The organism is Sporosarcina sp. G11-34 (assembly GCF_026931025.1).
The window spans coordinates 26996-53385 of sequence record NZ_JAHNZW010000002.1 but is presented as its reverse complement, the minus strand read 5'-3'; the positions used below and the strand labels follow the sequence as shown (position 1 = coordinate 53385).

Annotated in this window: 30 protein-coding genes and 3 riboswitches; of the genes, 13 read left to right on the top strand and 17 right to left on the bottom strand. The window is 38.7% G+C overall.

All coding sequences use genetic code 11. The features are described from left to right. Positions 1-53 precede the first annotated feature (53 nt). The gene (locus KSU66_RS02395; protein WP_269049826.1) at positions 54-755 is read right to left on the bottom strand and encodes a toxin regulator; all 702 of its coding nucleotides are present in this window, start codon (positions 753-755) and stop codon (positions 54-56) included. Positions 756-1397: 642 nt separating this feature from the next. Between KSU66_RS02395 and KSU66_RS02390 the strand changes: the two genes are divergently transcribed. Together KSU66_RS02390 and KSU66_RS02385 are read left to right on the top strand one after the other, a co-directional pair. Continuing rightward, positions 1398-1856, top strand: coding sequence for a competence protein ComK (locus KSU66_RS02390; protein ID WP_269049825.1), 459 nt, complete (start codon positions 1398-1400; stop codon positions 1854-1856). A 255-nt stretch (positions 1857-2111) separates the two neighbouring features. Continuing rightward, positions 2112-2597, top strand: a complete 486-nt coding sequence (locus KSU66_RS02385; protein ID WP_269049824.1) for a sigma-70 family RNA polymerase sigma factor — start codon at positions 2112-2114, stop codon at positions 2595-2597. A gap of 155 nt (positions 2598-2752) precedes the next feature. Here the strand turns inward: KSU66_RS02385 and KSU66_RS02380 are convergent, their stop codons facing one another. Beyond that, complete coding sequence (locus KSU66_RS02380) at positions 2753-4282, bottom strand: CoA-acylating methylmalonate-semialdehyde dehydrogenase (RefSeq protein ID WP_269049823.1); 1530 nt, start codon at positions 4280-4282, stop codon at positions 2753-2755. 25 nt (positions 4283-4307) lie between these two features. Continuing rightward, positions 4308-4460 (bottom strand): hypothetical protein, encoded by a 153-nt coding sequence (locus tag KSU66_RS02375; RefSeq protein ID WP_269049822.1) that lies wholly within the window; start codon positions 4458-4460, stop codon positions 4308-4310. 171 nt (positions 4461-4631) lie between these two features. Here KSU66_RS02375 and KSU66_RS02370 point away from each other — a divergent pair, with 171 nt between their 5' ends. The 3 genes from KSU66_RS02370 (at position 4632) to KSU66_RS02360 (ending at position 6432) form a co-directional block, all read left to right on the top strand. After that, positions 4632-5237: a TetR/AcrR family transcriptional regulator gene (locus KSU66_RS02370; protein WP_269049821.1), complete on the top strand. Its 606-nt coding sequence runs from the start codon at positions 4632-4634 to the stop codon at positions 5235-5237. Between the two features lie 122 nt (positions 5238-5359). Further along, entirely contained in the window at positions 5360-5551 is a 192-nt protein-coding gene (locus tag KSU66_RS02365) for a hypothetical protein (protein ID WP_269049820.1), read from the top strand. A 431-nt stretch (positions 5552-5982) separates the two neighbouring features. Beyond that, complete coding sequence (locus KSU66_RS02360) at positions 5983-6432, top strand: DUF1569 domain-containing protein (protein WP_269049819.1); 450 nt, start codon at positions 5983-5985, stop codon at positions 6430-6432. 635 nt (positions 6433-7067) lie between these two features. Here KSU66_RS02360 and KSU66_RS02355 read toward each other — a convergent pair. The 4 genes from KSU66_RS02355 to KSU66_RS02340 form a co-directional block, all read right to left on the bottom strand. After that, positions 7068-7508 carry a hypothetical protein gene (locus KSU66_RS02355; RefSeq protein WP_269049818.1) on the bottom strand — a complete coding sequence of 147 codons (441 nt, stop codon included), beginning with the start codon at positions 7506-7508 and terminating at the stop codon, positions 7068-7070. A gap of 52 nt (positions 7509-7560) precedes the next feature. Continuing rightward, entirely contained in the window at positions 7561-8001 is a 441-nt protein-coding gene (locus tag KSU66_RS02350; RefSeq protein ID WP_269049817.1) for a hypothetical protein, read from the bottom strand. A gap of 232 nt (positions 8002-8233) precedes the next feature. Continuing rightward, on the bottom strand, positions 8234-9196 hold the full coding sequence (locus KSU66_RS02345; RefSeq protein ID WP_269049816.1) for an alpha/beta hydrolase: 963 nt from the start codon (positions 9194-9196) through the stop codon (positions 8234-8236). Between the two features lie 370 nt (positions 9197-9566). Next, positions 9567-10946 carry an LLM class flavin-dependent oxidoreductase gene (locus KSU66_RS02340; protein ID WP_269049815.1) on the bottom strand — a complete coding sequence of 460 codons (1380 nt, stop codon included), beginning with the start codon at positions 10944-10946 and terminating at the stop codon, positions 9567-9569. Between the two features lie 222 nt (positions 10947-11168). Continuing rightward, a riboswitch (SAM riboswitch) is annotated at positions 11169-11277 on the bottom strand. 127 nt (positions 11278-11404) lie between these two features. Further along, positions 11405-11505: riboswitch (SAM riboswitch) on the bottom strand. 427 nt (positions 11506-11932) lie between these two features. Here KSU66_RS02340 and KSU66_RS02335 point away from each other — a divergent pair. From KSU66_RS02335 to KSU66_RS02315, 5 genes are all read left to right on the top strand, one after another. Then, a complete protein-coding gene (locus KSU66_RS02335; RefSeq protein ID WP_269049814.1) occupies positions 11933-12079 on the top strand; it encodes a hypothetical protein in 147 nt (48 codons plus the stop codon). Between the two features lie 162 nt (positions 12080-12241). After that, positions 12242-12350: riboswitch (TPP riboswitch) on the top strand. Positions 12351-12426: 76 nt separating this feature from the next. Further along, entirely contained in the window at positions 12427-13032 is a 606-nt protein-coding gene (locus tag KSU66_RS02330) for a thiamine phosphate synthase (protein ID WP_269049813.1), read from the top strand. Beyond that, positions 13029-13235 (top strand): sulfur carrier protein ThiS, encoded by a 207-nt coding sequence (gene thiS, locus KSU66_RS02325; RefSeq protein WP_269049812.1) that lies wholly within the window; start codon positions 13029-13031, stop codon positions 13233-13235. The genes KSU66_RS02330 and thiS overlap by 4 nt, the downstream gene beginning before the upstream one ends. After that, on the top strand, positions 13232-14005 hold the full coding sequence (locus tag KSU66_RS02320) for a thiazole synthase (protein WP_269049811.1): 774 nt from the start codon (positions 13232-13234) through the stop codon (positions 14003-14005). Before thiS ends, KSU66_RS02320 begins: the two co-directional genes overlap by 4 nt. Next, positions 14002-15021 (top strand): ThiF family adenylyltransferase, encoded by a 1020-nt coding sequence (locus tag KSU66_RS02315; RefSeq protein ID WP_269049810.1) that lies wholly within the window; start codon positions 14002-14004, stop codon positions 15019-15021. The genes KSU66_RS02320 and KSU66_RS02315 overlap by 4 nt, the downstream gene beginning before the upstream one ends. A gap of 380 nt (positions 15022-15401) precedes the next feature. On the opposite strand, the gene KSU66_RS02310 is transcribed toward KSU66_RS02315, so the two are convergent. Together KSU66_RS02310 and KSU66_RS02305 are read right to left on the bottom strand one after the other, a co-directional pair. Then, positions 15402-15656 carry a hypothetical protein gene (locus tag KSU66_RS02310; RefSeq protein ID WP_269049809.1) on the bottom strand — a complete coding sequence of 85 codons (255 nt, stop codon included), beginning with the start codon at positions 15654-15656 and terminating at the stop codon, positions 15402-15404. A 73-nt stretch (positions 15657-15729) separates the two neighbouring features. Then, the gene (locus KSU66_RS02305) at positions 15730-16047 is read right to left on the bottom strand and encodes a VanZ family protein (protein WP_269049808.1); all 318 of its coding nucleotides are present in this window, start codon (positions 16045-16047) and stop codon (positions 15730-15732) included. An 868-nt stretch (positions 16048-16915) separates the two neighbouring features. Here KSU66_RS02305 and KSU66_RS02300 point away from each other — a divergent pair. Next, entirely contained in the window at positions 16916-17350 is a 435-nt protein-coding gene (locus KSU66_RS02300) for a hypothetical protein (RefSeq protein ID WP_269049807.1), read from the top strand. Between the two features lie 116 nt (positions 17351-17466). On the opposite strand, the gene KSU66_RS02295 is transcribed toward KSU66_RS02300, so the two are convergent. Further along, positions 17467-17706: a hypothetical protein gene (locus KSU66_RS02295; protein WP_269049806.1), complete on the bottom strand. Its 240-nt coding sequence runs from the start codon at positions 17704-17706 to the stop codon at positions 17467-17469. A 447-nt stretch (positions 17707-18153) separates the two neighbouring features. Between KSU66_RS02295 and KSU66_RS02290 the strand changes: the two genes are divergently transcribed. After that, on the top strand, positions 18154-18555 hold the full coding sequence (locus KSU66_RS02290) for a helix-turn-helix domain-containing protein (protein WP_269049805.1): 402 nt from the start codon (positions 18154-18156) through the stop codon (positions 18553-18555). A 72-nt stretch (positions 18556-18627) separates the two neighbouring features. Here KSU66_RS02290 and KSU66_RS02285 read toward each other — a convergent pair whose 3' ends face one another. The 7 genes from KSU66_RS02285 to KSU66_RS02255 all read right to left on the bottom strand — a co-directional run bounded on the left by KSU66_RS02285 (position 18628) and on the right by KSU66_RS02255 (position 25072). Then, on the bottom strand, positions 18628-20427 hold the full coding sequence (locus KSU66_RS02285) for an ABC transporter ATP-binding protein (protein WP_269049804.1): 1800 nt from the start codon (positions 20425-20427) through the stop codon (positions 18628-18630). Between the two features lie 247 nt (positions 20428-20674). After that, positions 20675-21145 carry a lasso peptide biosynthesis B2 protein gene (locus KSU66_RS02280; RefSeq protein ID WP_269049803.1) on the bottom strand — a complete coding sequence of 157 codons (471 nt, stop codon included), beginning with the start codon at positions 21143-21145 and terminating at the stop codon, positions 20675-20677. A 32-nt stretch (positions 21146-21177) separates the two neighbouring features. After that, positions 21178-21468 carry a lasso peptide biosynthesis PqqD family chaperone gene (locus tag KSU66_RS02275; RefSeq protein ID WP_269049802.1) on the bottom strand — a complete coding sequence of 97 codons (291 nt, stop codon included), beginning with the start codon at positions 21466-21468 and terminating at the stop codon, positions 21178-21180. Further along, a complete protein-coding gene (locus tag KSU66_RS02270; RefSeq protein ID WP_269049801.1) occupies positions 21428-22396 on the bottom strand; it encodes an aldolase in 969 nt (322 codons plus the stop codon). Before KSU66_RS02270 ends, KSU66_RS02275 begins: the two co-directional genes overlap by 41 nt. Before the next feature lie 160 nt (positions 22397-22556). After that, positions 22557-22688, bottom strand: coding sequence for a paeninodin family lasso peptide (locus KSU66_RS02265; RefSeq protein ID WP_269049800.1), 132 nt, complete (start codon positions 22686-22688; stop codon positions 22557-22559). Between the two features lie 14 nt (positions 22689-22702). After that, positions 22703-24643, bottom strand: coding sequence for a lasso peptide isopeptide bond-forming cyclase (locus KSU66_RS02260; RefSeq protein WP_269049799.1), 1941 nt, complete (start codon positions 24641-24643; stop codon positions 22703-22705). 165 nt (positions 24644-24808) lie between these two features. Next, entirely contained in the window at positions 24809-25072 is a 264-nt protein-coding gene (locus tag KSU66_RS02255) for a helix-turn-helix transcriptional regulator (protein ID WP_269049798.1), read from the bottom strand. A gap of 888 nt (positions 25073-25960) precedes the next feature. On the opposite strand from KSU66_RS02255, the gene KSU66_RS02250 reads away from it, so the two are divergent. Continuing rightward, positions 25961-26200, top strand: coding sequence for a hypothetical protein (locus tag KSU66_RS02250; protein ID WP_269049797.1), 240 nt, complete (start codon positions 25961-25963; stop codon positions 26198-26200). Positions 26201-26390: the final 190 nt, after the last annotated feature.

Sequence of the window (26390 nt, the reverse complement as noted above, 5' to 3'; positions counted from 1 at the left end):
AACACAAATCTAACTAACGATTAGTTCTTATGTCTGTCTATAACCACTTGTTCTTACTGATCAATTTGAAAAATCAACATGCTCGGAATCGTAATTTTTCCACCCATTGTAGACTCATAAGTTAACAATCCAGCTGATAATCCCATTACAGTAATTATGTCGTCCTCTAATATTCTTGAATCCACAATACTAGAATCATATGTACCGTAAAGTACTGTATCATAATTACTATTAACCGCTATTCTTATTTGCGTTTCGCCGTCCCCTTCTAAGACTTGAACAACTTTACCACGGAACTTCACTTTATCGCCCTCGTGATCATCGGGATTTCTTGCAATTTGGTTATATGTAATTCCCGTCTCATAGCCCTTTTTCTCTTCCGCTTCTGCCCTTTTCTTAGCTTCCGCTTCTTCTGCGGCTTTTTTATCGGCTTCTTCTTGGGCTTGCTTCTCTGCGGCTAGTCGTTCTGCTTCTTCCTTCGCTTTTTCTTCTTCAATTTTTGCTTGCTTCTCTTTTTCGGCAAGCTCAAACCAAGGTTTTGCTAATTCAACTTTTTCATTTAGTTCGCTGATTTTCGAATCTTTTTCTTTTATAAGTTCGTTTTTCTTCTCAAGTTGCTCTTCTAATGAAGCAACTTCAGCGTTTTGTTCTTTTTTAATTTTGGATATATTACTAGCATTGATAATAAGTGCTATAAGTATAAAGCTAATTATGCCACCAATAATCCATATCTTTTTCTTCGTTTCAGTTTCCAAGTAAACACCCTCCAAAAAATAAGTAAATACTACTATTTATACAACAATGCCAATTGTACTATACACCTATTAAGATTACTATATGAAATTAAAGGATAATCCCAAACAAATAGCTATCCAGGTCGAACTAAAGATAACTTGATTATAATCGAGTCGATTTCATAATTCCCTATTTTAACTTGAAATACGAATGATAGTAGGGTTTTAATTTTTATTGTTCATTAATATAGAAGGCGTTTCGTTGATTGGAGCGGAGGGCGGCGACTCTAGTGGGAACAGAGCGAGCTGAAATCCCCGCAGGAACGCAGTGAAGAGGTGATTGAAGCCATGCCCAGGGAAAGCGTCCGCCCGAAGCGGAAATCAACCCTGTTCGTATTTCAACACTAAATCTTCAATTATGAAGTTAACTCAATCAATAGAATTATCCCATGTAAAAAATAGATATTATCTAAAATAATTATAAAGAACTAATAAGCCTATTCCACCACCACCTAATATGCCAAGTCTTCCATTTGGTCGAACTTACCGACCTATTTCGATGTTTTGTATTCTAACTATTGCCAATTTATTAAATATGGGGTATGTTAGATAAAAACCATATAAGGGAGTGAATAGTTTTTGATGAAATGCGATTCTTATTTGATGGATTGTAGAGCATTAGCAGTTAAATCCTATTTCCTTGATGGATTTCAATCCAAAATTATAACAACCCACGGTATCTACTATTCGAAAATGTCTGCGATCGAGTTGCTTGATACTGCATGTATCCGAAGTGGTTTCACAAAAAAAGGTAGCAAAGAAGCCGTACGAAAATTATTAAACTATTTAAGGAAAACACCATTTCTTATTTCACAAGATGTCGGTGCTTTTCCAACATGCTCTTCGGATAGTTTGGAATGCGTCTGGATTTTTAATCATCGATTTGATGTGAAAGAATTGGGGCAAGGCCTATCCTTAGTGACATTTAAAAACGGGATGTCCATTACAGTAAAAGCTTCCAAACATACACTAGAAAACCAACAACGTAAACTACACACGACTCTCGACATATATCGTAATATTGAGCGCGAAAAGGAACTATACATAAGTAGCAAACCTTGAAAAAATGCCCGAATCAACTCAAAAAATGATCCCCATCTATGACACCAATAGATGGGGATCATTTTTTTGTCTTCATTTTCCAAAAATACTTTACTACTTGTCTTTACACGTCTACTAAGCAGGTTTTAGTAAGTCGATAGGTCACGTTTCGTCCGACATACGTCAAATAAGCCCGGTGGTTCTTCTTTTGGGGATGGACTACGATGAAATCACCCGGGAATAAAAGAATCGTGCACGGTCGAAAGGACCGCAATCGTGACGAAGTTTGAAGACGTGTTGTTGCAATATGAACCGATGATTTCAGCATCTATTCGCAAACTAAATATTTACCGTGACCATGACAGTTTCAGGCAATCAGGAAGAGTCGCATTATGGCAAGCGTGGACCCGCTTTGACAAAGAAAAAGGAAACTTTACGCCTTATGCTTATAGAAGCATCCGCGGTGCTATGTTGGATGAATTAAAAAGGGAAAATCGTTTCGAGGAAAACACTTCACAAATGGAAGATGAAATATTGAAGGCGCTAGTCGTTACAGAAGATTTCGCACCGACGGAATGGTCAGACCAACTAGACAATGCCTTTAAAACGCTCACACATACAGAACGCGAGCTGATCCAATGGTTGTTTGTTGAAGAATTGACGCTTGCCGAATGTGCAAAGAAAGCCGCAATCTCGCTGAGCGGCATAAAGAAACGCCGCCACCGAATGCTTGTGAAATTGAGAGGGATATTGGAGGAATAATCGGCATGTGTAAAAGGCAGCTGTGCACGATGCGATGGTGTTGTGCATAGCTACCTGTTACAAGTTATTTTTTTGTCTGTTAAAATTACTTTACAACCTAGAAAAAAGCCAACCAACTATCAATTGGCTGACTTCCTTTTTCATCTTATGCAATTTCACTTATTACTTGGGAACGCAAAGTCCGTTTTCTCCTCAACCGAGCTCGGCTCAGGCCATCTTTCTGAAACAGTTTTTGTTTTTGTAAAGAATCGAACTGTATCCGGTCCAAACATATGCCCTTCCCCGAACTTAGAACGTTTCCAACCGCCAAAGTTGTGGTAACCGACCGGAATCGGAATCGGAACGTTTACGCCGACCATACCGACTTCGATTTCTTCTGTAAATTTCCTTGCCGCAGCGCCGCTATTCGTGAAAATAGTCACACCATTCCCCAACTCGTGATCGTTTGTTAACGCGATTGCTTCATCTAATGAGTTCACGCGTACAACAATACGTGCAGGCCCGAACACTTCGTCTTTAAAGATTTTCATATCCGTTGTAACATGATCTAGCACAGTTGGCCCTACATAGAAACCTTTCTCTGTTTCACAGATTGCTGGATTTCTTCCATCTACAAATAGTTGGGCACCTTCTTCTAGACTCTCTTCAATGTATTTAAGAACAGTATCTTTTGATTGTTGTGTAATGACCGGCCCAAAATCGGCTTGTTCGTCATCGTATGATCCTACTTTCAATTCCTCCACACGCGATTTCAATTTCGCAGTAAATTGTTCAGCCGTCTTTTCTCCGACCGGAATCGCAGCGGAAATCGCCATACAACGTTGTGAAGCCGCCCCGAATGCCGCTCCAAGGAATGCCGTAACTGCATGATCTATGTCCGCATCTGGCATAATAATCATATTGTTTTTTCCACCGCCGAAAGCAGCAACACGCTTATTATTCCGTGTCCCTTCATGGGAAATATACTCCGCCACTTTTGTAGATCCAACAAAGGAAATAGCAGTGACCGTCGGATTTGTCAGCAACGCATCGACAGCTTCCTTATCTCCATTAACAACACTCCATACACCCGCTGGAAGGCCAGCTTTTTTCCATAATTCAGAGATGAACAGTGCCGAATTCGGAACACGCTCAGAAGGTTTCAAAACGACCGCATTTCCACAAGCAACTGCCATTGAAGTCATAGCAAGGGGCACCATTACTGGGAAGTTGAACGGTGAAATTGCCGCGACAACACCTAAAGGTTGTTTCATCGAATACGCATTAATGTTCCCACCAACGTTGACCGAGTGCTCCCCTTTTAACATTTGTGGCGCATTGATCGCAAAGTCTACAGATTCAATCCCTCTAGTAATTTCTCCCTTAGCATCCGAGAGTGTTTTACCGCATTCCCTACCAATCATTTCCGCCAACTGATCCATTTCTTCTAATAACAAACTTCTGAAACGGTGAATGATTTCTACTCGTCGTCCGACAGATGTCTTTCCCCATGCTGGAAAAGCTACTTGTGCTTGCGCAACCGTTTCATCCACTTCTTCTTTCGTCGCTAATGGCACATGAGCAATTACTTCACCTGTTGAAGGGTTGAATACATCCCCAAACCGTTCACTTGTACCATCTACCATTTCCCCACCGATAAAGTGCTTTAAATTCGTTACTTTATTTTCATTTTTAATTGACGTCATTTATATTCCTCCTAGTTTGTGTTGGTTACTGCTTGATCAATTTACTTTCGCTTTTATCCTTCATCATTAAATAAACAGAAGACATATCTTCCCCGCCGTACCCTTCTTCAACTGCTTTTTCATAAAGCGCGATTAACTCGTCACCAATCGGCAATGGCGCATTATTTTCATCAGCCATTTCTTTCGCAAGCCACTATTTAGTTCATCCACTTCACATACCGTAGTCAAATACCTTAGTCACCCTTATACTAGATTATGTTTTCTAATTAGTCAAGAAGTATATTGAAAACTCAATTCTTTCAATTTGCATGGTACTCTATCTATAGAGCAACAATAAGGAGGACTAAATATGTCAAAATTAACACCGCGGCAAATAAAAGCACAAGAAACTAAAAAGAATCTGTTAGAAACGGCTTTGGCACTTTTTCATAAAAAAGGATTTGACCATGTAACCGTCGATGAAATCGTCACATCATGCAATGTATCGAAAGGGGCATTTTATGTTCATTTCAATTCGAAGTATGATATCTTCCAAGAAAAGTTTAAAGACATTGATGATTTTTACTTATCATTCGTTCCCGAAATCCCAAAAGACATCAGTGCAAGTGAAAAAATACTGATTTTTTACAGAGGTCAAATGACCTATTTGCGAGATGAGTTGGGGAAAGATTTAATTCGCACGGTATACTCGAGCGCACTTTCTTTAACGATTAATGAAAATCACTACTTGGCAAGCCCAGATCGAAACTTGTATAAAGTCATCGAATCATTTGTCAAAGAAGGGATCCAGTCAGAAGAATTTAAGGAAGGTCCAACCGAAGAAGATATTTCGATGCTTATCACACGTTGTATGAGAGGCACAATCTACGACTGGATCATTTTTGGAGACAAGTTAGATCCCGTTGAAGAAATACAAAAGTTCACTTCAAAAGTGTTAGACGGTTTAAAAAAATAACTTTGGTGCATGAATTACTGAAAGCGCAAAAGGGAAGTTAAACCAACGTGGTTAACTTCCCTTTTTCTTTATGAATAAAACCTTCTATACTGCGCACATTAGTCTATGGGAGGTGAACGTCCTTGAATAAAAACAACAAAAAGACAATGAATGAACGAACTCACAACAGTTTAGAACTCTACAAAGACAATAAGATCAACGATAATGACAGTAACCCCAACAACAAATTAAACGAAGAATTTTCCACTGATCTTACTGCTGCATTTGATTCTAAAGGAAAACACAAGAAACAACAACCTAGCAGAAACACGTAATTTCCAGATATGAAAGGTGAGAGCTATATGGACTCTCGCCTTTTTCAATGGGCCGGGCCTAATTTTAATTAGGCGACACATTGATATGCTTCAAACAAATAAAGAAAAGATCAGCCATTCATATAGTAACCCGTTCAGTTGATTGGTTCAAAAAACAAAAAAACGCTTCAAATAACACGAGAATTAACACGATTTCAGGCGATAGTTTCGCCAAAATTTAAGTAACAAATAGCACCGCTAATCGCGGTGCTATTTTCATTCGCTTGAAATCGACAAGTGTCCAAGAAATCGAAATCCAATTATCGGAAATTTAAGGATTTATAAGACAACCCTGCTATAATAAAAGCAGAATAAAAAAGTCGGACTACTTAACAAACTGGCTAACTAAGTTAAGAAGGTTGACTCATTGTAAATAAAGGGGATATGCACTAATGAAAAATATTTTTAATCAAATGCATACAGCAGAAGTTTTAAAGCGTATTGACAAATTGAGTCCAAATTCACAACCGAAGTGGGGAAAAATGGATGTTGCCCAAATGCTAGCGCATTGTTCATCTTTCCAAGACATTGCAATGGGAAATTCTTTTCCACCAAGGAGTTGGTTAGGAATAATAGTAGGGAGGTTTGCAAAACAAATCATTTACAATGACAAGACACTGCCCCATAATATGTCTACTATTCCAACCATTTTGATTGCAGATGATAAAGAATTTGACACAGAAAAAGAAAAGCTAAAACAAAAAATTATCACATTCCAAAATAACGGACCAGAGAAGTGCACAACTCATCCGCATCCTTTTTTCGGAAAACTCACTTCTGAGCAATGGGGTAAAGGAATATACAAGCACCTTGATCATCATTTTAAACAGTTTGAAGTTTAAACATTGAAAAAAAAATGAAGCGATGTGAATCGTTAGTTGAAGAAAGTATCTCTAAGCCTAATTACTATTCTCTTTCGTAAAGATGAACAATGCTTTGATTTATTCTCAATTACTATTTGAAGCAACCAACAGTTTGTCTTTTTATAATCCTTTGTTTTGCCTTAAACGGGCGCAATTATTTAATGAATAATGTTATTTAAAGACTGTAACTGGTCCTATTTTTATTTGATTCCGGCAACTTTTACATTTCTAACCTCGATTAAATTAACCATCTAACTAACATTAATTTTAACAAGAAAAAATCATCTTACAATAATTATTGTAAGTCATTCGATTCATCCGCTAATTGAACTGCTAAAACGAACACTATTTGCTTATAAACGTTGATATAAAGGCATTTAAAAGACCACTATTCTATATGTGAATTAGCGGTCTATTTCGTCATTAAATTAGCGTTTTGTACTACTGAACTGAACGGATTAATTCACATAGAAGGCTGATCTTTTTTATATGTTTATATAATTGAGTTATTTTCATAATAGAAGATTTAGTGTTGAAATACGAACAAAGTTGATTTCCGCTTCGGGCGGACGCTTTCCGCTCCAATCAACGAAACGCCTTCTATTAACTAATTATCAATTTCCGTAGCCGAATGGAATCCAAGACATTTTATAATTTACTCTACTTTTTGTTCCTTCATTTACCAACTTGAACCTGTATCCACTCTTTGTTGAGAATTTTGGTGATTCAAATCTTGTTGTACCGTTTTTATTTACTTTGATTGTTTTGATTGTTTTCCAAGTACCGCCGGATGCTTTGGTTTGTATGTGAAGTGAAAAGGATCCTGTTGCTGAACTATTCGCTACAATGGAACCGGAGAGTAAAGCTACTGACTTTGTACTGCTACTATACTTCCCTTGATAATCTTGCGTCTCTACGTAATTAGAAAAGTAACCGCTTCTGTTTGTATAAAGCCAAGAAGCCTCAGCTTCCTTAGGCGCAACTAAACCCGCGATACCAGTAATAATTACAGCCAACGCAATCATCATTAGCCAACTCTTTTTCATCTTTTCCATTTTGCACGCTCCCTAATAGTTTCCAATTGATACCTGTTTCTGCAACTAAAAATCATTTGCTAGAGTAAAAGGGTGCCCACATCATGTTATAGTTCACTCTGTTTTTCGTTCCTTCATTCACTAGCTTGAATCTGTACCGATCTTTCGGCGAGAATTTCGGTGAATCAAAATAGGTCCTACCGTTTTTATTTGCCTTAATCGTTTTAATTGTCTTCCAAGCTCCCTTACCGCCGGGTTGAATCTGTATATGTAATTTGAATGATCCCTTCGCTGTGCTACTAGCGAGAATTTCGCCTGCATATAAAGTGACGGACTTTGCACCACTAGCAGACGCGCTATAAGCCGGTGTTTCTACGTAATTCGAAAAATAACCGTGTTTATATTTGAATAACCAATTCGCCTTTGCTTCCTTAGGTGCGGCAAAACCTGCAATTCCACTAATGAGTAAAGCAAAAGCAATCATCATTAGCCAACTCTTTTTCATCTTTTTCATGAGACATTCTCCTAATTAATATATTCTAATCCGTATACTAGTCTAGTATAGTTATAGTGAAATGAAAGGTACAAAAGACCTCTAGTCCTTTAGTTTAGAACTTCATTCTCTATTACAATACGCTATTAAAAAAGAGTGTAAAAAAAGTAACCATCCCATTTACTAGCCAGTTAGCAAAGGATGGTTACTTTTTCTATTAGTGTATTGTATATGGGTCGTTATTCACCTAACGCTACTCAATATACCGCTCAAGAAAACGATCTACCGTCATTTTATATTCATCTCCAGCCAATGCAATGGATTCACCGTGGTTTGCACCCGGGACAAGAAGGAGTTCTGCGTCACTTGAAGTATGCCGATACAAATCTTTTGTCAACTTCGTCGGAACAAATGTATCGCTTTCCCCGTGAATATACAAGATCGGGACATTCGTCTTCTCCACTTCTTTCAACGCACTCGCTTCCTTGAATGAATAACCCGCCCTAACTTTTGTTAACAGACTGGTGCTATCCAACATCGGAAATGCCGGCAAATGAAACATCCGGTTCATTTGATACTCGAATAATTGATAGACAGACTCATACGGACTGTCCGCTATAATCGCTTTTACTTGGCGAGGTAATTCTTCCCCGCTAGCCATCAAAACAGTCGCCGCCCCCATCGATAACCCATGGTAAGCCACTTCCGTATTAGGCCCAAGCTTCTCCACCAACAGATGCGTCCAGTCAATCAAATCAAGACGATCGTGCCAGCCAAACCCGTAATATTTCCCCGCGCTCTTGCCATGCCCCCGTGCATCAGGCATGAAAATATTGTAGCCCAAATCGGCATAATAATGCTGTCCAAATAGCCCCATCTGCAACGCATGCCCTAAATAACCGTGCGTTAAAACAACCAATTTATTTGTCGGCTTGTTTGCCGGTAAATAGTAGCCCGACAATTCCAGTCCGTCGCGTGACGTTAACGTAAGACGTTCAAATTCCTGATCATTTACCCAGTCGATCCATTCACCATTCAAAAACAAATCCATCGCCTGATCCGACACTTCCAAATCGGCATTGTTTTGCAAGAACTCTTTCGGTCCCCGCTTGACCGCCATCTCATATAAAATAAAGCTACCGGCGATTTGGATTACCAAAAAGACAATAGCAAAAAGAACAAGTAACCTCTTCCAATTGATTCGAATCGTACTCATTCCCCTTTACTTTTCCAACTTACAGCACACATGCTGCCTATGAATAGTATAGTAGAAAAACGAAGGAATATGAAAGAAAAGATCGCGGTTAGATGAAATTACCAGCTAGTAAGTGTCCGATATTCTATGCTAACTACAATAATTATTTACGCCTGATCTTTATTCCAAAGCAGAGGTAGTCGTATTTGATAAGTGCGGATACTTTCCAATTTTAGAAAGAAAGGAAACGTACAATGAAGTTCTTTCTAAATTCATAAAAAAATAAAAAGCTCTCTTTTAAGGAAATCCCTAAATTGAGAGCCGCTAGTTGTCTAGTAAGTACTAGTAGTATATTGTGGGTTTGTTACTTTCATATCGACCCATTTCTTTTTTAAACAGTTTGCTTTGCGATACGGTATTGTTTTCCTGCATGATGGGCTGGGAGTTGATCTCCTTTGCCAAATAGGTTGTCACGGAATGATGTACCTTCGTATTCTACGGGGACGCGACCTCTTTCTTGTAAAACAGGAACGACCAATTCAACAAAGTCTTTAAATGTACCCGGGGAAACGGCATATGCCAAGTTAAATCCATCTACACCGGCTTCATCCACCCATTTTTCCAGTAAATCAGCAACTTGTTCCGGTGATCCGACCATGGCCGTTCCCATTCCGCCGATTCCGATTGATTCGGCAATTTCACGGATTGTCCATTGTCTTTCAGGATCATTTTTTGTGTAGTTTTCCAATGCCGAACGAATTGCGTTATTTTCAATATATTCCAATGTAGAGTTCGGATCTAAACCCTCTAGATTAACGCCTGTCCATCCGCCAAATAAGGCAAGCGCCCCTTCGTAGCTGACATGCTTTTTATAATCTTCATATTTCTCCAATGCTTCTTCTTCCGTTCTTCCTACTATCGGCGTCACCATTGTCAAGATTTTCAATTCTTCAGCATTTCTTCCGATTTTTATTGCATCGCTTCGCATTCTTTCCACAGTTGTTTTCGCTGCATTCAGAGTAGGTGAACCAATAAAAATAAGTTCAGCATTTTTTGCTGCGAAGGTACGACCTTTTGTTGATGCACCTGCTTGGAATAGAACCGGCGTGCGCTGTGGCGATGGTTCGCTTAAATGCGCTCCAGGCACTTTGAAATACTTTCCTTCATGGTTAATGTCATGCACTTTTTCTGGATTGGCATAAATGCCGTTCTCTTTATCTACTTGTACGGCATCATCTTCCCAGCTGCCTTCCCAAAGCTTATAACAAACCTCTAAGTATTCATTCGCAATATCATAGCGTTCGTCATGATCCACTTGATCGTCAAGCCCCATATTAACGGCGGCGCTTTTCAAATAGGAAGTCACAATATTCCATCCTACACGGCCATCCGTTAAATGATCAAGTGTCGATATTCTCCTTGCAAATGTGTATGGATGTTCATGGCTAACGGAAGCCGTCACCCCAAAACCAAGATGTTTTGTCACAGCTGACATGAGTGGAACAACAAGAAAAGGATCGTTTACTGGAGATTGCGTTCCATGACGAACGGCGGCATCCCTTGATCCTTTATAAACATCGTACGTCCCTAATACATCCGCAAGAAATATCGCATCAAAGCGACCCTTCTCCAAAACTTTTGCAAGTTCAATCCAATACTTACTGTCTTTATATTGATGTGACCGATCTTCTGGGTGTGTCCACAGACCAGGCGATTGGTGACCTACACAATTCATTTCAAATGCATTTAAGTAAATTCGTTTTTTCCCCATTCCATATTACCTCCCTTAAATTTTCAAACAAGTTGCTTGAAACAATGACACTTTCACTTACATCAATCTCTCCCTCTCCCTACAAATTCGATGGGGGTCGCCGCCTTTACTATACCTATTTGTTTAATTGGCTTTAATCCGATAACTATCCCATTTTATCATTATCAAACAAAATGCCCTTCTCCCAAATAAGATGAGAGAAGGGCATTTGTCGTCACGCCAGTCTCATCTTTAGAATACAATGTATTCTTCTGAAATTAGCACCATGCAATACATATTGCTGGTTGCTGAGGCATCATCGGGTCAGTCCCTCTACCTCTCTTAATAAGGGGGTTGCTATTCTTTTATAAAATTCTACTCTGTTTCCAATAAAATAGATTGGTTTATTTATACAAAATAAAAACCACTTCCATAAATAAGAAGAGGTTAAAAGATTCGATGATTCGATTTCTTTACTCTTCTTATCTTCCAAGCTTTCGCTTGCTGGAATTAGCACAGTACTACAAAGTCTGTTGCCGAGGTATCATAGGGCCAGTCCCTCTACCTCTCTCGATAAGAATTTAGAATATATTCAATTGACTAACTATTACTTTAAACTATAAGGAATCTATTGTCAATGAGGATTTCTAAAACCTTTGACTTAGTCAGTAGTTATTCGTATTTTTAATTAATTCCCCCATGTCAACGACACGGTCACCCCTATATAGGACCCGTCACGTAAAAAGGAGACGAAAACTTTATTCATTATGCTCATTATTTTTTCGTTTCGCTAAATTGAGCGTAAGCGTAAAATAATCCACACCTATTTTACGCTTACCCCAAAATAATAAAAAACCCCAATTAACCGGAGTACTTTCGCTTCGGTACCTGAAACTTAATCTAGAAAAAGATTGATATGCGAAAACTACCTTAACAAAAACCGCATCCTTTTTTGTATATTCCTTTTTATGCTGGATACACTAACCTTAATAGAAAGGGTGAGAGATATGTCAGAAAGTAATAAATTTGCACGCCTTGACAGTGAACAGCTTCAGGAAATTAACGAACTTGAAAATAAGCTTGGCTTTACCCTAGTTGCTTACGATACTTCAGCGACTATAAATAGTACGACCAGTGAACCACCATCTTCATAACTTTCCCCCATGCCTTGCAGAAATGCAGGGCATTTTTCTCGTGTAAATTATTTATATTTGTTTCTAGTAGTGAAAGGTACCTGAAATTTAGCGCACCCTTTCATTCGTCAACTTATTGTGCTATGCTAATTATGAAGAGAGTTATCAAAAACTTCATACTAATTTGACCATTAGGGGAATCCTTTTAAAGGACTGAGAGACGAGTTTAACTCCGATACCCTTATTACCTGAACAGGTTTGTACCTGCGGAGGGATGTGGCGCGTCTTCCTACAAGTGCAAACTTTGCCTATGACAGACCACTTTCCTACCGGGAGAGTGGTCTTTTTGTATTCAAAGGAGGAACGACGTGAAACTAATTGCCGTTACTGATGATCGAATGTCCATTCACAAATTGGCGGAGACACTTCTTGCGATTGAACCGTATATCGACGCGGTTATCTTGCGTGAGAAATCAAAAACGGATCGCGAAGTGTTTGAGTTAATCCGAAAGCTAGAGCTGGAAGGTTTTGACCAAACAAAAATAATCGTGCACGGGCGTGCGGATCTTGCTTTTCTTACAAACATTCACAAAGTGCAACTGCCCGGACATGGATTGCCGTTGCCACTTTTAAAGGACCACTTCCCTTCGCTGTCATTTGGCAAATCTGTTCATTCATATGATGAAGCTAAAACAGCTATGAGTGAAGGGGCAGACTGGGTTTTGTACGGCCATTTATATGAAACTAGCTCGAAAGCACGTTTACAACCACGCGGAACAGATGAACTAAACAAAATTATTTCAGCACTTGCAATTCCTGTTTATGCAATCGGGGGAATTAAACCGAGCCATATTGAAGATTTGGGGGTAACAGGTGTTGCAGTTATGTCGTCGATTTTCGGAAGCGACAACGTAATCACAGCTGCAAAATCCTATTATGATGCAATGAATGCTAAAAGGGGGAATTTTTTATGACGATTACAATTAATTTGAATGGCAATTCGCATGAAATACCGTCGGCGGTTGAGAACGTTCAACAGTTACTTGAAAACCTTACACTCGCAGACCGAATTCTCATCGTCGAATTAAATAAAGAGATTGTTGCAAAAGAAGCTTATGACAAGCCAATTAAGGATCGGGATCAAATCGAAATTATTCACTTTGTAGGAGGAGGATGACCATGCTAAAAATTGCGGATAAAACATTTTCATCACGATTATTATTAGGGACTGGAAAATACCCATCATTTGAAACACAGAAAGAAGCGGTTCGTGTTTCAGAGTCGGAAATTTTGACGTTTGCGGTGAGACGGATGAACATATTTGAACCTTCGCAACCAAATTTCCTTGAACAACTTGACTTGTCGAAGTATACATTATTGCCAAATACGGCGGGTGCGAAAACAGCAGAAGAAGCTGTGCGCATCGCGAAACTTGCGAAAGCTTCTGGACTATGTGACATGGTGAAAGTCGAAATTATCGGATGTGATCACTCGTTATTGCCAGATCCTGTTGAGACATTGCGCGCGACCGAAATGCTTCTTGAGGAAGGATTCATCGTGCTACCGTATACGTCGGATGATGTCGTTCTTGCCCGCCGATTATGTGAGATGGGTGTTCACGCGATTATGCCCGGTGCATCCCCAATTGGATCAGGACGAGGCATTTTGAACCCGTTAAACTTGTCCTTCATTATAGAACAATCCAATGTGCCTGTTATTATCGATGCCGGTATCGGCTCCCCGAAAGACGCGGCCTATGCGATGGAACTTGGTGCGGATGCCGTGTTATTAAATACAGCCGTATCGGAAGCGATGGATCCTGTAAAAATGGCGATCGCGATGAAACTCGCCATTGAAGCGGGACGCCTTGGGTATGAAGCTGGACGGATGCCTGAACGTGATTATGCGGTCGCAAGTAGCCCGATGGAAGGGTTGCTGCCAAATTGAACGAACGATATTCACGTCAAGAACTATTCAATCCAATTGGCGAAGAAGGACAGGCGTTAATTCGCGGGGCAAGTGTATTCATCCTCGGGGCTGGTGCACTTGGCTCTTCTGCCGGCGAAATGCTCGCCCGCGCCGGTATCGGACGTATCACAATTGTCGACCGCGATATTATTGACTGGACCAATTTACACCGCCAACAACTGTACACCGAACAAGACGTCATCGATCAGTTGCCGAAAGCGGCGGCGGCGGAAAAACGATTGACCGCTATTAATAGCGATGTTGATGTAACTGGGATCGTCGTTGATGTGACGAGTGATAATGTACTGGATTTGATTCGGGGGCATGATTTTATTGTAGATGGAACGGATAATATCGAAATCCGGCTTCTTGCCAACGATGCAGCGTTAAAGCTCGGGGGCATCCCCTTTTTCATGGGGGCTTGCGTCGGCAGTTACGGGCTGACCTTCCCGATTGGCATTAAAGAAGGACAACCTTGTCTTCACTGTTTGCTTGAAACATTACCCGCACAGACGATGACGTGTGACACAGTTGGCGTCATTAGCCCAATCGTCGTCACAACAGCTGCACGCCAAGTTGCGGACGTACTCAAATATGTAACCGGTACTCAATTTCCACCGAAACTTGAGTCTACGGACTTGTGGACGGGTGAACGTGCGTCGATCGATGTCAGCAAGTTGAAGAAGGATAGTTGTCCGAGCTGTTCTATGAATCCCACCTATCCATTTCTTTCGGCCCAAAATTCGATGCGGACAGCAGTACTTTGCGGACGCGACACTGTCCAACTATCATGGCCAGAGGGTCGGCAGTTTGAACTCGGTTCTTTCGCTGAATCCATTCGTGGGACTGTGTCAAAACTCATCTCTAACCCGCATTTGCTCGCTTGTGAATACGACGGACATCGACTCGTTCTTTTTCGAGACGGACGAATGCTCGTACACGGGACGAAGGATATTGTAGCGGCGAAAAAAATTGCCGCGGGCTTGTTTGGATAAATAAAAATAGGTACCTGTGCGCGACATATTCAAAACAATTCATCACTTTTGTGAATATCGGTGTTAAAATCCTCAATAATAACGGTTTAAAATTCCCCAGTTTTCACGGATAGTCTATTTCTAATAGAGATAGATTGGAAGTGTAGGAATGACTTTATTATTGGAGGATTTTTTTATGTGAAAAAAATTGATATCGACATAGGCCGCTCCGTTCAATTCCTACTTAGTAATAAACCACTCGAATCCACCCCAATTTTCCATATGTAGTCCCCTTTTATAATCCGTGTGCTCTAATTGGCTATTGCCCCCTATATAGGACCCGTCACGTAAAAAGGAGACATAAATTAAAAATCATTAAAAAAGGGGACGGACTAATGAATTTAGCCCCCAAATTCAAAGCGGTCTAGATTCATAACGGGGAACTTATTTCGATAGTAGTGGAGCTTCAAACCTGGGTAGCGCCTATGTAGATCGATTGCGTCTTCGGTCGAGTAATAGGTAACTCGACCAACGTCAACAGGCGGTCCTTGGTGATCTTCGTCTAAAACGAAAATATAAGCCGCCCCTCGCCTTTCTAGTGTTTCAATTATTTTCTCGGTCCCTACCGTAACACCTATAATCATATGAACTGCCATACTTATAGTCCCCCACTAATCATTTGGTTCTTAAGTAAACTCAAATTAAGAATACTCATGAATTCCAATAATATCATGCACCCGTTTTTCCAATAAAAATTCTACTAAGTAAATAGGCTAAAAAGATACCGACCAAATCTATCCCCACGTCAAAGAGCCTACCATTACGGTTAAAGTATAGTTGCAACACTTCTGTCGTAAATGCGAAGAGCCCGCAACAAAAGAATGCAAGTCGAGGTTTTTTGATCCAATGAAAAAGGAATAAATACAATAACCCGAATGCCGCCATATGCCCAATCTTTTGGATCAAATAAAATTCACTAGTCAAATGAATATCACTAATAATAAACAGATCGGAAAATAAAGGGGCCGATTCAAACTTAAATTTCACGATATGAAGATATAAAAAGTCATGCGCATTAGAAGTACAAGTCGCAATTAATATGAAAGCCGCACATAAAAAAGTTAATAAAGGCGCTAAAAACATAATACAACAACCCCTCACTTCAACGGCATTCTGTACAGCTTGCCCATTTACAAGTAGTTAATTAGCAATCTTTTTTATTATCTACAATAGTTACCAAAACTATGCTTCCACACCAAAAAGCGTACCGGCGCTGATTAAAATATCCACTCAGTAATTTGGAATAACTATTTCCTATCTTCACCCCCGAAATGACAAAACCCCAATCCCAATCCGTGGAGAGGTGTGATTTCATCTGATAGAGCCCACTCTATTAATAGCAAATATCATTTCACAAAATGTCCACTAAAGTCTTTCGTTCTTCTATGTAAAGAATAAAAGGGATTTTCCAAATGACAACTTACCTATCCGAATACGCATACTTCACAAACAACAATGAGTTAGACGCTGCGACAAGACAACATGTACCCACACATTGGGACGCTATGAACCCAACTAACCGGGCTCTTCTTGATATGGTTCGTCGCTCCCCCGTTAAATACGGGGCTGCCACTTTGCATGACCTGACAACGCAAAATGCCCTTACCATCGAAGCAAAATTCACCCGAAGGAGAGGTGCAGATTGCCCCGTCTACACATGGCACTTTGCCCCTACCAATAACTAAAGAGTTTAAGAGTATTAAGAATAAACATGTCGAGACGACTCTCGACGTCGGATCTGTCGTTTATTATTTAATCTGTTTGGTACATAAGCATCGACTTTACTTTTTAAACATTGAAACTAGTTCACTCGCAAAACGAACTAATAATAAATCGAAGGAAAAGAGGAATTCTTATGAAAAAGAGCGTACGTATAATTCCATTCTTGCTTATAGTTCTTCTAGTCGTATATTTTAAACCAATACCTACAGCGGCATGTTCATGTATGCCCCCACCGCCTGCAGATGTAGCCCTATCCGAAGCGACTGCTGTTTTTAGTGGAGAAGCCATGGAAGTTGAAAATAATAAGGGAGCTAACGGAAAAACAATTCATTTCAAAGTGGGAGAGATATGGAAAGGGGTCGACAGCGCAAATGTTTCCGTATTCACTGGCAATGATTCAGCGTCATGTGGTATTGATTTCACAGTTCGAAAAGAGTATTTAGTATACGCTCACACATTGGATTTTACGAGGATTAATACTAATGACGGCAAGTTGTCTTGCGTATACGTCTGCTACCCGACACCAACGAATGCATGTGAAATCGTGGAAAACATCGATATAAGTTAAATCGTAAAAAGCAGCTGCTTCTATTTCTAAAGGCGGCTGCTGAAGTTTATCTATACCTATTGGGCATCTGAATCTGGAATTGTCATAGACTACTTACTACACTCGACTTGACAATCTTATTCATGTACTAGTGAATAGTAAAGGTCATATTCTTGTTCATAACCTATGGAAATACTTTCACCTTGATCTTTTAAAAATACCATATTATCCCGATCGAATTTTCCAGTGACAACAGAGAAGGAATGACTACTATTTTGAAGTTTCGGTTTTGAAAAATGAACGACATCGTGCATATGAAATGATAAGTCACTATAGTCGGTAAATATATAATAGTCGTTTAGCAAATAAGCTTTCATTTTCAACACCTTCTTTTCATCAATTTAGACGTGCTTCATTCATCTGAATTCAATTAACCCATGAAATATAATTGCAGCAAGATTGGTGACATAACCTAATAAATATATACTTATTATATGTCTTGAATTAAGGATACACTATTGATAGTGCTAATGGTATAGTTCTAACGGTACAATTATACTGAAGATTCATAATTAGTTATATATCCGTCAAAAGACCCACATGTTCTTATTGTAAATGGTTTCACTTAGTCACACTACTGAAGAAAGTTAATAGGTAGCTAAAAATAAAGTGGAAATTGGAAGTTTCATCCGGAAAAGTGAACCCATACGACTTAATTCGACAAATTCCATCTTTTTCATATTATTGTTCATGCGTTTAGTTTATAATTGAATTAGACGCTTTATTGGTAATCATATGTCTATGAAAATGGAGATGAAAAGTAAGTGAATAAATTCGGAATTCAAATTCGGAAATTACGCAAGGAAAAAAAATTAACTTTAAGAAGTTTAGCCGAACAATCACACTTAAGTTACTCTTTTATCGCCTCTTTGGAAAAAGGTAGGTATAATCCTTCGAGGGAATCTATTTATTCTCTTGCAAAACCATTAGAGACAGATGTGAATGAACTATTAATGCTCGCCGGTTTTCTTCCTGAGCAATCCAAAACAATAGAGATGCAAGAATACAGTCATTCCAGCAATCATTCAACACTCCACGAGCAATTTGCACTAGAGAACATTATGGAGATGTCGGTAACCTTTCAAGGGAACGAACTCAAAAAAGTGGATAAAGTAGCTCTCATCGCCTTTTTACAAACAATGTCGGAAATGAATAGTCCTAAATAAAGTTAAACTTTAAATCAAAAGGCCAAGAACGAGGTTCTTAGCCTTTTTCCAATAACTCATTTATCCTTCATATCACCTATTGGTTTGCATTTGGATATCCAATAGGTTGCCAAACACGCCCTCTTTTTCTCGTGCTAACCGGTCATATTCACCCGCTTGAATAATTTCTCCCTCATCCATTACTAATACCTGATCCGCATTACGAATCGTAGATAAGCGATGGGCAATGACGATAATTGTCATCGTTCCTTTTAATCTTTCGATTGCACCTTGAATCTTCGCTTCATTCTCTACGTCTAATGCACTTGTTGCTTCATCTAAAACAAGGATTGACGGTTTCCGTAAAATGGCTCTCGCTAATACGAGACGCTGCCTTTCCCCACCCGATAGTCGAATTCCTCGATCACCTATGAGTGTATCCAGACCTTGTGGAAGCTTTCTTACGAAATCAGCAGCTACGGAAAACTCTAAAGCTTCCCAAATGGTTTCTTCACTTGCATTCCCATCAATAATCATTAAATTTTCTCTAATCGTTGCGTTAAAAAGAAATGGATCCTGCGGAATATAACTAATCGATTTCCTTAGTGATACTATGTTATCCGTCGTAAGAGGTTCATGATCAACGGTGACCACTCCATGCTCCGCTTGATTTAATCCCATTAACATATCAATTAAAGTACTTTTCCCGGCCCCTGATCCTCCTACTATAGCTGTCATCCGGTTAGCTGGTATGTGCACATTTATATTTTTCAAAGCGTACGTATCCTCATTTGGATTGTACTTAAAGTAAACGTTCCGACAATGTAACCCATATTTAATTTCCATTGGCTTAACGTTTTTAAAATTTCGGTTATGTAACTCTCTCGCTTCTAAACTTTCATTTTGTAAATCCAATAGTGCTTTAAGAGATGGAATCGTGGCGCCTAGTTGCTCTAAATTAGATTGAATACTTGTAATTCTTGGCCATAACCTCGTAAAGATAATCATAATTAACATGATTTGTGCCGGCTGCGCCGCAAACATCTTGATGGAAAAAAACACAAAAATGGCAATTAAAATAGCAGAAACCATTTTGAAGATCATTTGTGAGGTTGTATTTAAAGCGGTTAATTTAATCCTATTTTGCTCTATCCTTTTAGTTAAAGAGAAAAACCAATCCAAATGAGATTCCTCTAATGAATTACTTTTAATATCCTTAATCCCGTTAAAGTGATCCGTGATACCCGCTAAATAGGTTTGTGTTAACTCAAAGGATTCCTTGCCTAAAGATTGAGACCCTTTAATAAACTTTTTCGAAAAAAGGATAAGGATGAACCCAAAAAATAAAATGAAACTTGTCATTTTAACGGATAAATAAAACGCTATCGCGATTTGAATGCACATAAAAACGAGCGAAGACAAAAACTGTAAAAATAAATAAATACCAGCACTTACATTAAACATTTCATTTGTCATAATATTAATAATGTCGGATTTCCTTTTTTTAAGATAAAATCCCCAATTGGCTTGAAGCAAACTTCTATACGTTTCTTCTCTTAATTGTCTAATAAAACCTTGTTGAATTTTCGCACCTAAGATTGTTTGATTCCTTTTAAAGATACTTTGCCCCACCATTAACAGTACGTAAATACCCAATATGATGATAAGACTGATCGTTTCGGGAATTCCTGAAAATAATCCAGTCATCCAACTTAAAAAAGAAATTTCTTCTGTGCTTATATCCATGATGCCTGTTAAACCAATCAATGGGAGTAATAAAAAAATCCCTACGCTCTCCAATAGGCCGATTAACATCATACAAATAAGATTGATATAAAGTATCTTCCCAGAATGAGTATGTATTTGTTTTGTAAAGTGTAAAAGATGCTTCAAAATCAGATCCTCCAATCATAGGCCTTAGTTCCATGTTTCACTTAAATTTTGTAACGACAACAAAGCCTGTTTATTCGAGGTAAGAAATCAAGAGGGGGATAAAGCAAGGTAAACTTCGGGATAGGAAAAGCAATTCAGCGACATGTGGAACCGGGAGTGAAACGGAATGGTTTACAGCGCCTAAGCCAAATATGCAGCCCAAACGTATTAAAATGGCTTAATGAAAACACTAGAAACATCATCCATGTTATTCTTCCAGCCTATTTCTGTTCGTTTCTTTGGCAAATTTCGCAACAACTGTAAACCTGTCCATCACTTCAGCACCCGATACATAAAAAGAACCACTACGTAACCATGCGTGTGCAATAAACGCTCCCTTTTCATCTTTCGCGGTACCTAGGTAAAGGGTGCTTTCAATATTTCTTTTTTCGAGCATTTTCATGCCGGCGATTGCCTTCGTAAGGCATTGGCTTTCCCACAAAGTATAGCGACTCATAAGATGAATGGCTTTCGATATACGCGCTAACTCTCCTTTGTTCGATGGAATAGGAGAAAAAGATGTCTCTTTCATTTCTTCACCGAGAGAAGGAGCCAATTTAGAAAATGGGATGCTCTTGAGATAACGCGCCCTCCCTAAATGAAAGTAAGCCTCAATAAGTAGCAATTTGGTTTTCATATTTAATCTTAAAAAAGTACGTACGCTTTTTAATATGCTCATTGTTTCCTCCTAAAGAGAAAGTTATGGATCGACTAGTTTTCGTTAATTAATCCTTCTTCAAGCATTTGATTCAAAAAGGCAGTAACTTGTTCCTCACACTCAGTTTGCCCAACGTCATAGCGCGACTGTAAGGTTGCAACCATTTTTTCAATTGAAATGGGTTCTTTCATAAGTTCCCAGATCACCCCACCTAATTTTCCTAGATTATAATATTTTCCGCTTTGAATACTTAACATCACTTTTTCGCCATCCATATCACTTACAATGTTTCCTTGTTTTTGATTAAACAATGAATTCTTTAGTTCTTGTTGAATTTTGGTCATGTATGTTTCCCTCCACCTTTAGTGTTGTTAATATAAGTTCGACTAACTCATTAGCTGTAAAACGTTCGTTCGGTCGCTGAATTTGATGAAAGTGTATTTTGTTCATCATTTTCGAAGACATTTCAAAATGCCACTCCATTAAACCAGAATCTAGCATAAAAAAATTGCGATAAGTATGGGTATATAATTTATGAAACCGTTGCATATTTTCAATAGGTTGAATGGTAATCTTCTGCTGATCCCCTTTAACTAATTCGAATATCCCGGCAAGCGGCATTGGTTCGGTAGCGAACTGCGATTCAACAGGAATAGCGAATTTCGTATCCCTAACAAAAAGCGGTTGATAATGAGTAGATTTCATTCCGAAATGCTGCAAGCTTTCCAACCATAGTTTTTGTTGGGGATATGCCGGCGTTACAATTGGCACGTTCGCATGATTCAAGGTTACCGGTATCACATCATCACTCAATAATTCATAACCTTTTTTTAAGAATGCAGAAGCAAGAGTAGATTTCCCTGCACCAGAATCACCTACAATGGCATAAGCCTTCCCATCTATAGCAATCGCACTCCCATGTAACGGAAGGATTTTTCGTTGCAATAAAATTGCTCCCATACAAGTACCTAGGATATAAAGGCGGATTTCATCTTCATCAGCCCCGTCAAATGGTGTATATACGATTCTTTTACCATTCTCAATCAAGAAAATACCCGCTTGAGGCACGCGAAACAGGACCTGATCTTTCTTGCTGACAAAGACATCTTCCGGATCTAATTCCATCGCCAATAAAACCTTTTCAGATTTTTCAATTACAACATCACTTTCATTACTATCTATATTTGTGAAAGGTAATTCAGGAAGAGGGATTTCACTCCAAATTGTTAACCCGAACGCTTTGTAAGCTGTTTTGTTTAGATTGCTAATCATAGTATTAATCTAGCCCTCCATCTATTTAGATTTTCAGCCTTTGTTTGACGTATTTAACGCCAGATGTATGCTTTTTATTGCTATTAAGATGAGACCCCTCTTTATCATTTGATAAAAAGAGGTCTTTTTCTGTCATCTTTTCGATGAAATTCCATACCTATCAACTGGAAGTGATTTGGTCCAAAGGTGTTTTTGCATCATAAGCAGCATCAGTGTGAGTTCCACCTGTTCCTAGCATTGTTTGATTTACATCTAGCACTTCTAATTCTGGTTTTTCCCATTCCATTTTCATATGTATCACCTCCTTTAAAGAAACTTTTTTATAAACCGATAAACAATTAAACTACGCATTAAAATTTTATAATCTGGATCTATTGCATACTCCGGTCTCGGTGTCTGCTTAACCTTTTCGAGTGCCGCCTTGATCACTGGGGGATTTAAAAGTTCCATTACATAATTATCTTTACTCATTTTTTGCAACTCATCCGTAAATCCTTCCCAATTTGGCATCATACGATGTACCCAATCCGCTCCTTGAACACCGTGAATTTGTTGGTTTAATCGTACGTTATCGGGCAAGTAATTTTTTGTTGCTCTTCGAACAAGTGCACGATCCATCCCTTTTTGTACATATTGTCCTTCCGGAAGCGATAAACAAAAACGAATAACGCGTATATCATTGGTTGGATCACGCTTCCACACCGAGTGACGTAAAGAAAGTTTTGTAGCTAGCGTACTACTTGCATTCCAGTGAAAAACATCTTCAAAATGCTTCTTTCTTATACCAAAGATATCTGTATTGGTATACAATCCATCTTGGTTAATGCCCTGTTCTTTAAACTTTGAATAAACACCGGTTTGCTTTGCAAACTCCGGATTGATCAAAGAAGGGAGTTTGTAAGCAATTTCCTGGGGGAAAATTCGATCAAGTATAGGAAAACCACTTCTCGCAATAATTCGTAGTTTGCGTGATCTGGATCCACCCACTTTTTCATTAAAATAATCTAATTCTTGATATAAATGAACCCATCTTAACTTCTTTAAAAGAAGAGAATAGTAGTCATAGGCATCTCCCCAAGAAATAGAAAAATTCCCCCGATCACCACTAAGCAATACACCTATGTCTTCTTCTTGTGCCTTCTCAAATATACCTTTTAACCAAAAAGAGTTTTCAAAAAACTTGTAAGGCATCTCCATTATATTAAGAAAATCATTCATTTCGGAATAGGAATCTTTCCCCTCAAAACTGCAATAATGTTCGGTAATACCACCAACATACTTTGCAGTAGACTGTATATAGGGTGTTTCATCTGCTAATAAATAGTTAGGTGAAAAATCTTTAAAGTCATGGGCAGGAATCGAACTAAATGTATGGAGTCGTTTTTTCCCCATTTGTAGATGCTTTGCAGCAAATCCAACAACGGCTCCTGAATCCAGACCCCCACTCAACTGAGACCCAACGTTTCGATGCGTCCTCAAACGGCATGACACGGCTTCTCGAAAGACATCTTGGAAGGCTTCGACATATTCCTCATTAGATTTTAGTTTCAGTCTTTTTCCTTGCGTGATATAAGAATATCTTTTCACAGTAACTTTATTTTTCTCTACTGAAATGCTATGTGATGGCGGGACTTGTCCTATATTCTTATAAGGTGTTGAAGAGGCGTCTATCGCATCCACCATTCCAGGTAGAGCCAAATACTCCGCTAACCACTGTTCATTTAGTTTTTTCTCTATATACGGTAGTGATAGTAGTGGCTCAATTATCGTACAAAAAGCAAACTTCTCATGATTTTTGTAATAATAGAGCGTTCGACTACCAGAGAAATCTCTTGCCCCGAAAAGCCTTTGTTTTTTCTGATCCCAAATCATAAAGGCAAAATCCCCTACTAAAAACTTCGGAGCATCATCTTGCCATTTATAGTAAGCGCGTAAAATGAGTTCACTGTCCGTGATGTGCTTTTGAACCGACGGCTCAATTCGTAACCGCTCAAATAATTCTTTTCGATTATCGATAAGCGCATCTGAAGTAATGGCACACTGCCTTTCATAATCGTAAAACGGGAGCTGTTCCCCCACAGATTCAGGGGTAATCCATTGTGCGTGACATCCAAGAAAAATTTGATCTGTGTGCCATGTTTGAATCGCATCTGAGGGGTACTTCTGCAAGGCCTTCATCAAATCACGACCATACTGGATATTTATTGGTTCTCCATTTAAATGATAAATACCGGTGATTGCACTCATATTATTCCCTCCCCCCGTTTAAGCAATTATATATTTTTTCTATGTATCCTTTTGTAGGAAAATAGACAGCTTCGTATCGTTCGAAACAACGTCAATCTTTCACGTCATGCCTTCCTGCCCGTAGTGCGGAATTAGTATGTAGATATGCATACGAACAGAAGGTACTTACCCATTTTCACTTGACGTTTCATCATATTGATCAGCCCTCAACATAGACCTTGTGTCGTTTTCCGAAACATCGGTATTAAAAAAAATATCGCCAATCGGTACATTAAAGTAGTCCGATACTTTTTTCATCGTCTTGCCACTTGGAGAGTATGCCCCATTTTCAATTCTTGATAGGGCTGTTCGACCAATACCAATCTGTTTCGCCATTTCCTCTTGAGTAATATTTCCAATTTTTCGATATCTTTTAATGTTGTTAGCCAACAATTCTAGTATCCCTCCACATAGTGCCCTTTGTTTTGTATTACAACACATTGTACCTTTTTTTGACTTTTTCGTCAACACGAAGTCTCAGTTTTCTTTATGGTTCTTTTTTCGTTATTAGGAAAACAGAGGATACATAGTTAATACGACTTAATTTGATAAAATTCAGCTTTTTCTGCAATACCATTCTACTGCTTTTCATGTTTTTGGTTTATTAGGTAAGTAGATAGGTATAAACCTTCAAGAGAATCGGTTTATTCTTCTGCAAATCCATTGGACGTGGATGTGAATGAGCTACTTTTCAAGGCCTCGAACTCAAAACAGCCGAAAAGATAGCGCTCATCGCTTTTCTGCAAACCGTGCCTGGATTAAAGGAATACGAATAAGCATTTTATTTTTATGGCCAGTAAAGAACACCTTTCTTGTAAATGACTGTGTCATCCATCAAATACAAGAAGAGGTGTTTTTTTATGGAAAAGAATACGCCCTTCACGACCCTATCATGAATAGGATCCTAACGTATTTATAATAAAACTAAATGCGTTTTTTTGTCTTAAAAATTCATTTAGCCAATTGAGCGAAACGAAAAAGATAAAAAAGCATACAAACCCAATAAAAAAAGTAGGTATATCTCCAGGAAAGTAATCTTTATGTCCTCTCGAAATAGGTATAAAGATTCGTTGGAAAAAGTTCCTAATTTTAGTATAATCCAATTAACGGACTATTCAGTCGTTTATTTGAACTTCAAAAATTCTATCCAGTCTAGAATGAAGACGGAACTTTATCGAGCATAGCGTTTACCTCAACCATAACTTTGCAATTGCCATTCATACACTCGTTAAAGCCGAATAGATACATAATTACCCACAAATTCGATAAGAGCAGGTGATGAAAATCGAAGCTTATATGATGAACAACTATTATATTTTTACCAATTACAATGATTTATCTTCTTATATTCACGATGTTGTTCATTTTGCAAAGCCAATGCTTCAAGATAATAATCACTCCTTCTCCATTATTAGCGGAAAATTACATCGGGATAAGATGGTGTTTGTAAACGATAATGGTGAAATTATTCCCCTAACGTATGAACAAGAAGATGATCTTTACTATTTAGCATTATGATAATTGATCGAACAGTTCTTATTCCAATTCCAACTCCAACTAAATTTGACTTGCGGTGATAGGATTCCTGAATCCTATCACCGCCTTTTTTTAATGCACTTTACAGTTCAGTTTTCCACCACGAGAATAGTCAGCGTGCAAATATCCCTCTTTTTCTTTCTATACTCATTGCAAAACCAAAAAAAGCACC

What these genes read in the sequence shown, in the direction of transcription:
- KSU66_RS02310 (WP_269049809.1), bottom strand. Translation starts at nt 15,656, where the DNA reads ATGGCAGTTCATATGATTATAGGTGTTACGGTAGGGACCGAGAAAATA.
- KSU66_RS02340 (WP_269049815.1), bottom strand. Translation starts at nt 10,946, where the DNA reads ATGGGGAAAAAACGAATTTACTTAAATGCATTTGAAATGAATTGTGTA.
- KSU66_RS02345 (WP_269049816.1), bottom strand. Translation starts at nt 9,196, where the DNA reads ATGAGTACGATTCGAATCAATTGGAAGAGGTTACTTGTTCTTTTTGCT.
- KSU66_RS02360 (WP_269049819.1), top strand. Translation starts at nt 5,983, where the DNA reads ATGAAAAATATTTTTAATCAAATGCATACAGCAGAAGTTTTAAAGCGT.
- KSU66_RS02295 (WP_269049806.1), bottom strand. Translation starts at nt 17,706, where the DNA reads ATGAAAGCTTATTTGCTAAACGACTATTATATATTTACCGACTATAGT.
- KSU66_RS02250 (WP_269049797.1), top strand. Translation starts at nt 25,961, where the DNA reads ATGAAAATCGAAGCTTATATGATGAACAACTATTATATTTTTACCAAT.
- KSU66_RS02270 (WP_269049801.1), bottom strand. Translation starts at nt 22,396, where the DNA reads ATGATTAGCAATCTAAACAAAACAGCTTACAAAGCGTTCGGGTTAACA.
- KSU66_RS02265 (WP_269049800.1), bottom strand. Translation starts at nt 22,688, where the DNA reads ATGAAAATGGAATGGGAAAAACCAGAATTAGAAGTGCTAGATGTAAAT.
- KSU66_RS02390 (WP_269049825.1), top strand. Translation starts at nt 1,398, where the DNA reads ATGGATTGTAGAGCATTAGCAGTTAAATCCTATTTCCTTGATGGATTT.
- KSU66_RS02335 (WP_269049814.1), top strand. Translation starts at nt 11,933, where the DNA reads ATGTCAGAAAGTAATAAATTTGCACGCCTTGACAGTGAACAGCTTCAG.
- KSU66_RS02280 (WP_269049803.1), bottom strand. Translation starts at nt 21,145, where the DNA reads ATGAGCATATTAAAAAGCGTACGTACTTTTTTAAGATTAAATATGAAA.
- KSU66_RS02350 (WP_269049817.1), bottom strand. Translation starts at nt 8,001, where the DNA reads ATGAAAAAGATGAAAAAGAGTTGGCTAATGATGATTGCTTTTGCTTTA.
- KSU66_RS02275 (WP_269049802.1), bottom strand. Translation starts at nt 21,468, where the DNA reads ATGACCAAAATTCAACAAGAACTAAAGAATTCATTGTTTAATCAAAAA.
- KSU66_RS02320 (WP_269049811.1), top strand. Translation starts at nt 13,232, where the DNA reads ATGACCATGCTAAAAATTGCGGATAAAACATTTTCATCACGATTATTA.
- KSU66_RS02355 (WP_269049818.1), bottom strand. Translation starts at nt 7,508, where the DNA reads ATGGAAAAGATGAAAAAGAGTTGGCTAATGATGATTGCGTTGGCTGTA.
- KSU66_RS02260 (WP_269049799.1), bottom strand. Translation starts at nt 24,643, where the DNA reads ATGAGTGCAATCACCGGTATTTATCATTTAAATGGAGAACCAATAAAT.
- KSU66_RS02300 (WP_269049807.1), top strand. Translation starts at nt 16,916, where the DNA reads ATGAAAAAGAGCGTACGTATAATTCCATTCTTGCTTATAGTTCTTCTA.
- thiS (WP_269049812.1), top strand. Translation starts at nt 13,029, where the DNA reads ATGACGATTACAATTAATTTGAATGGCAATTCGCATGAAATACCGTCG.
- KSU66_RS02380 (WP_269049823.1), bottom strand. Translation starts at nt 4,282, where the DNA reads ATGACGTCAATTAAAAATGAAAATAAAGTAACGAATTTAAAGCACTTT.
- KSU66_RS02370 (WP_269049821.1), top strand. Translation starts at nt 4,632, where the DNA reads ATGTCAAAATTAACACCGCGGCAAATAAAAGCACAAGAAACTAAAAAG.
- KSU66_RS02375 (WP_269049822.1), bottom strand. Translation starts at nt 4,460, where the DNA reads ATGGCTGATGAAAATAATGCGCCATTGCCGATTGGTGACGAGTTAATC.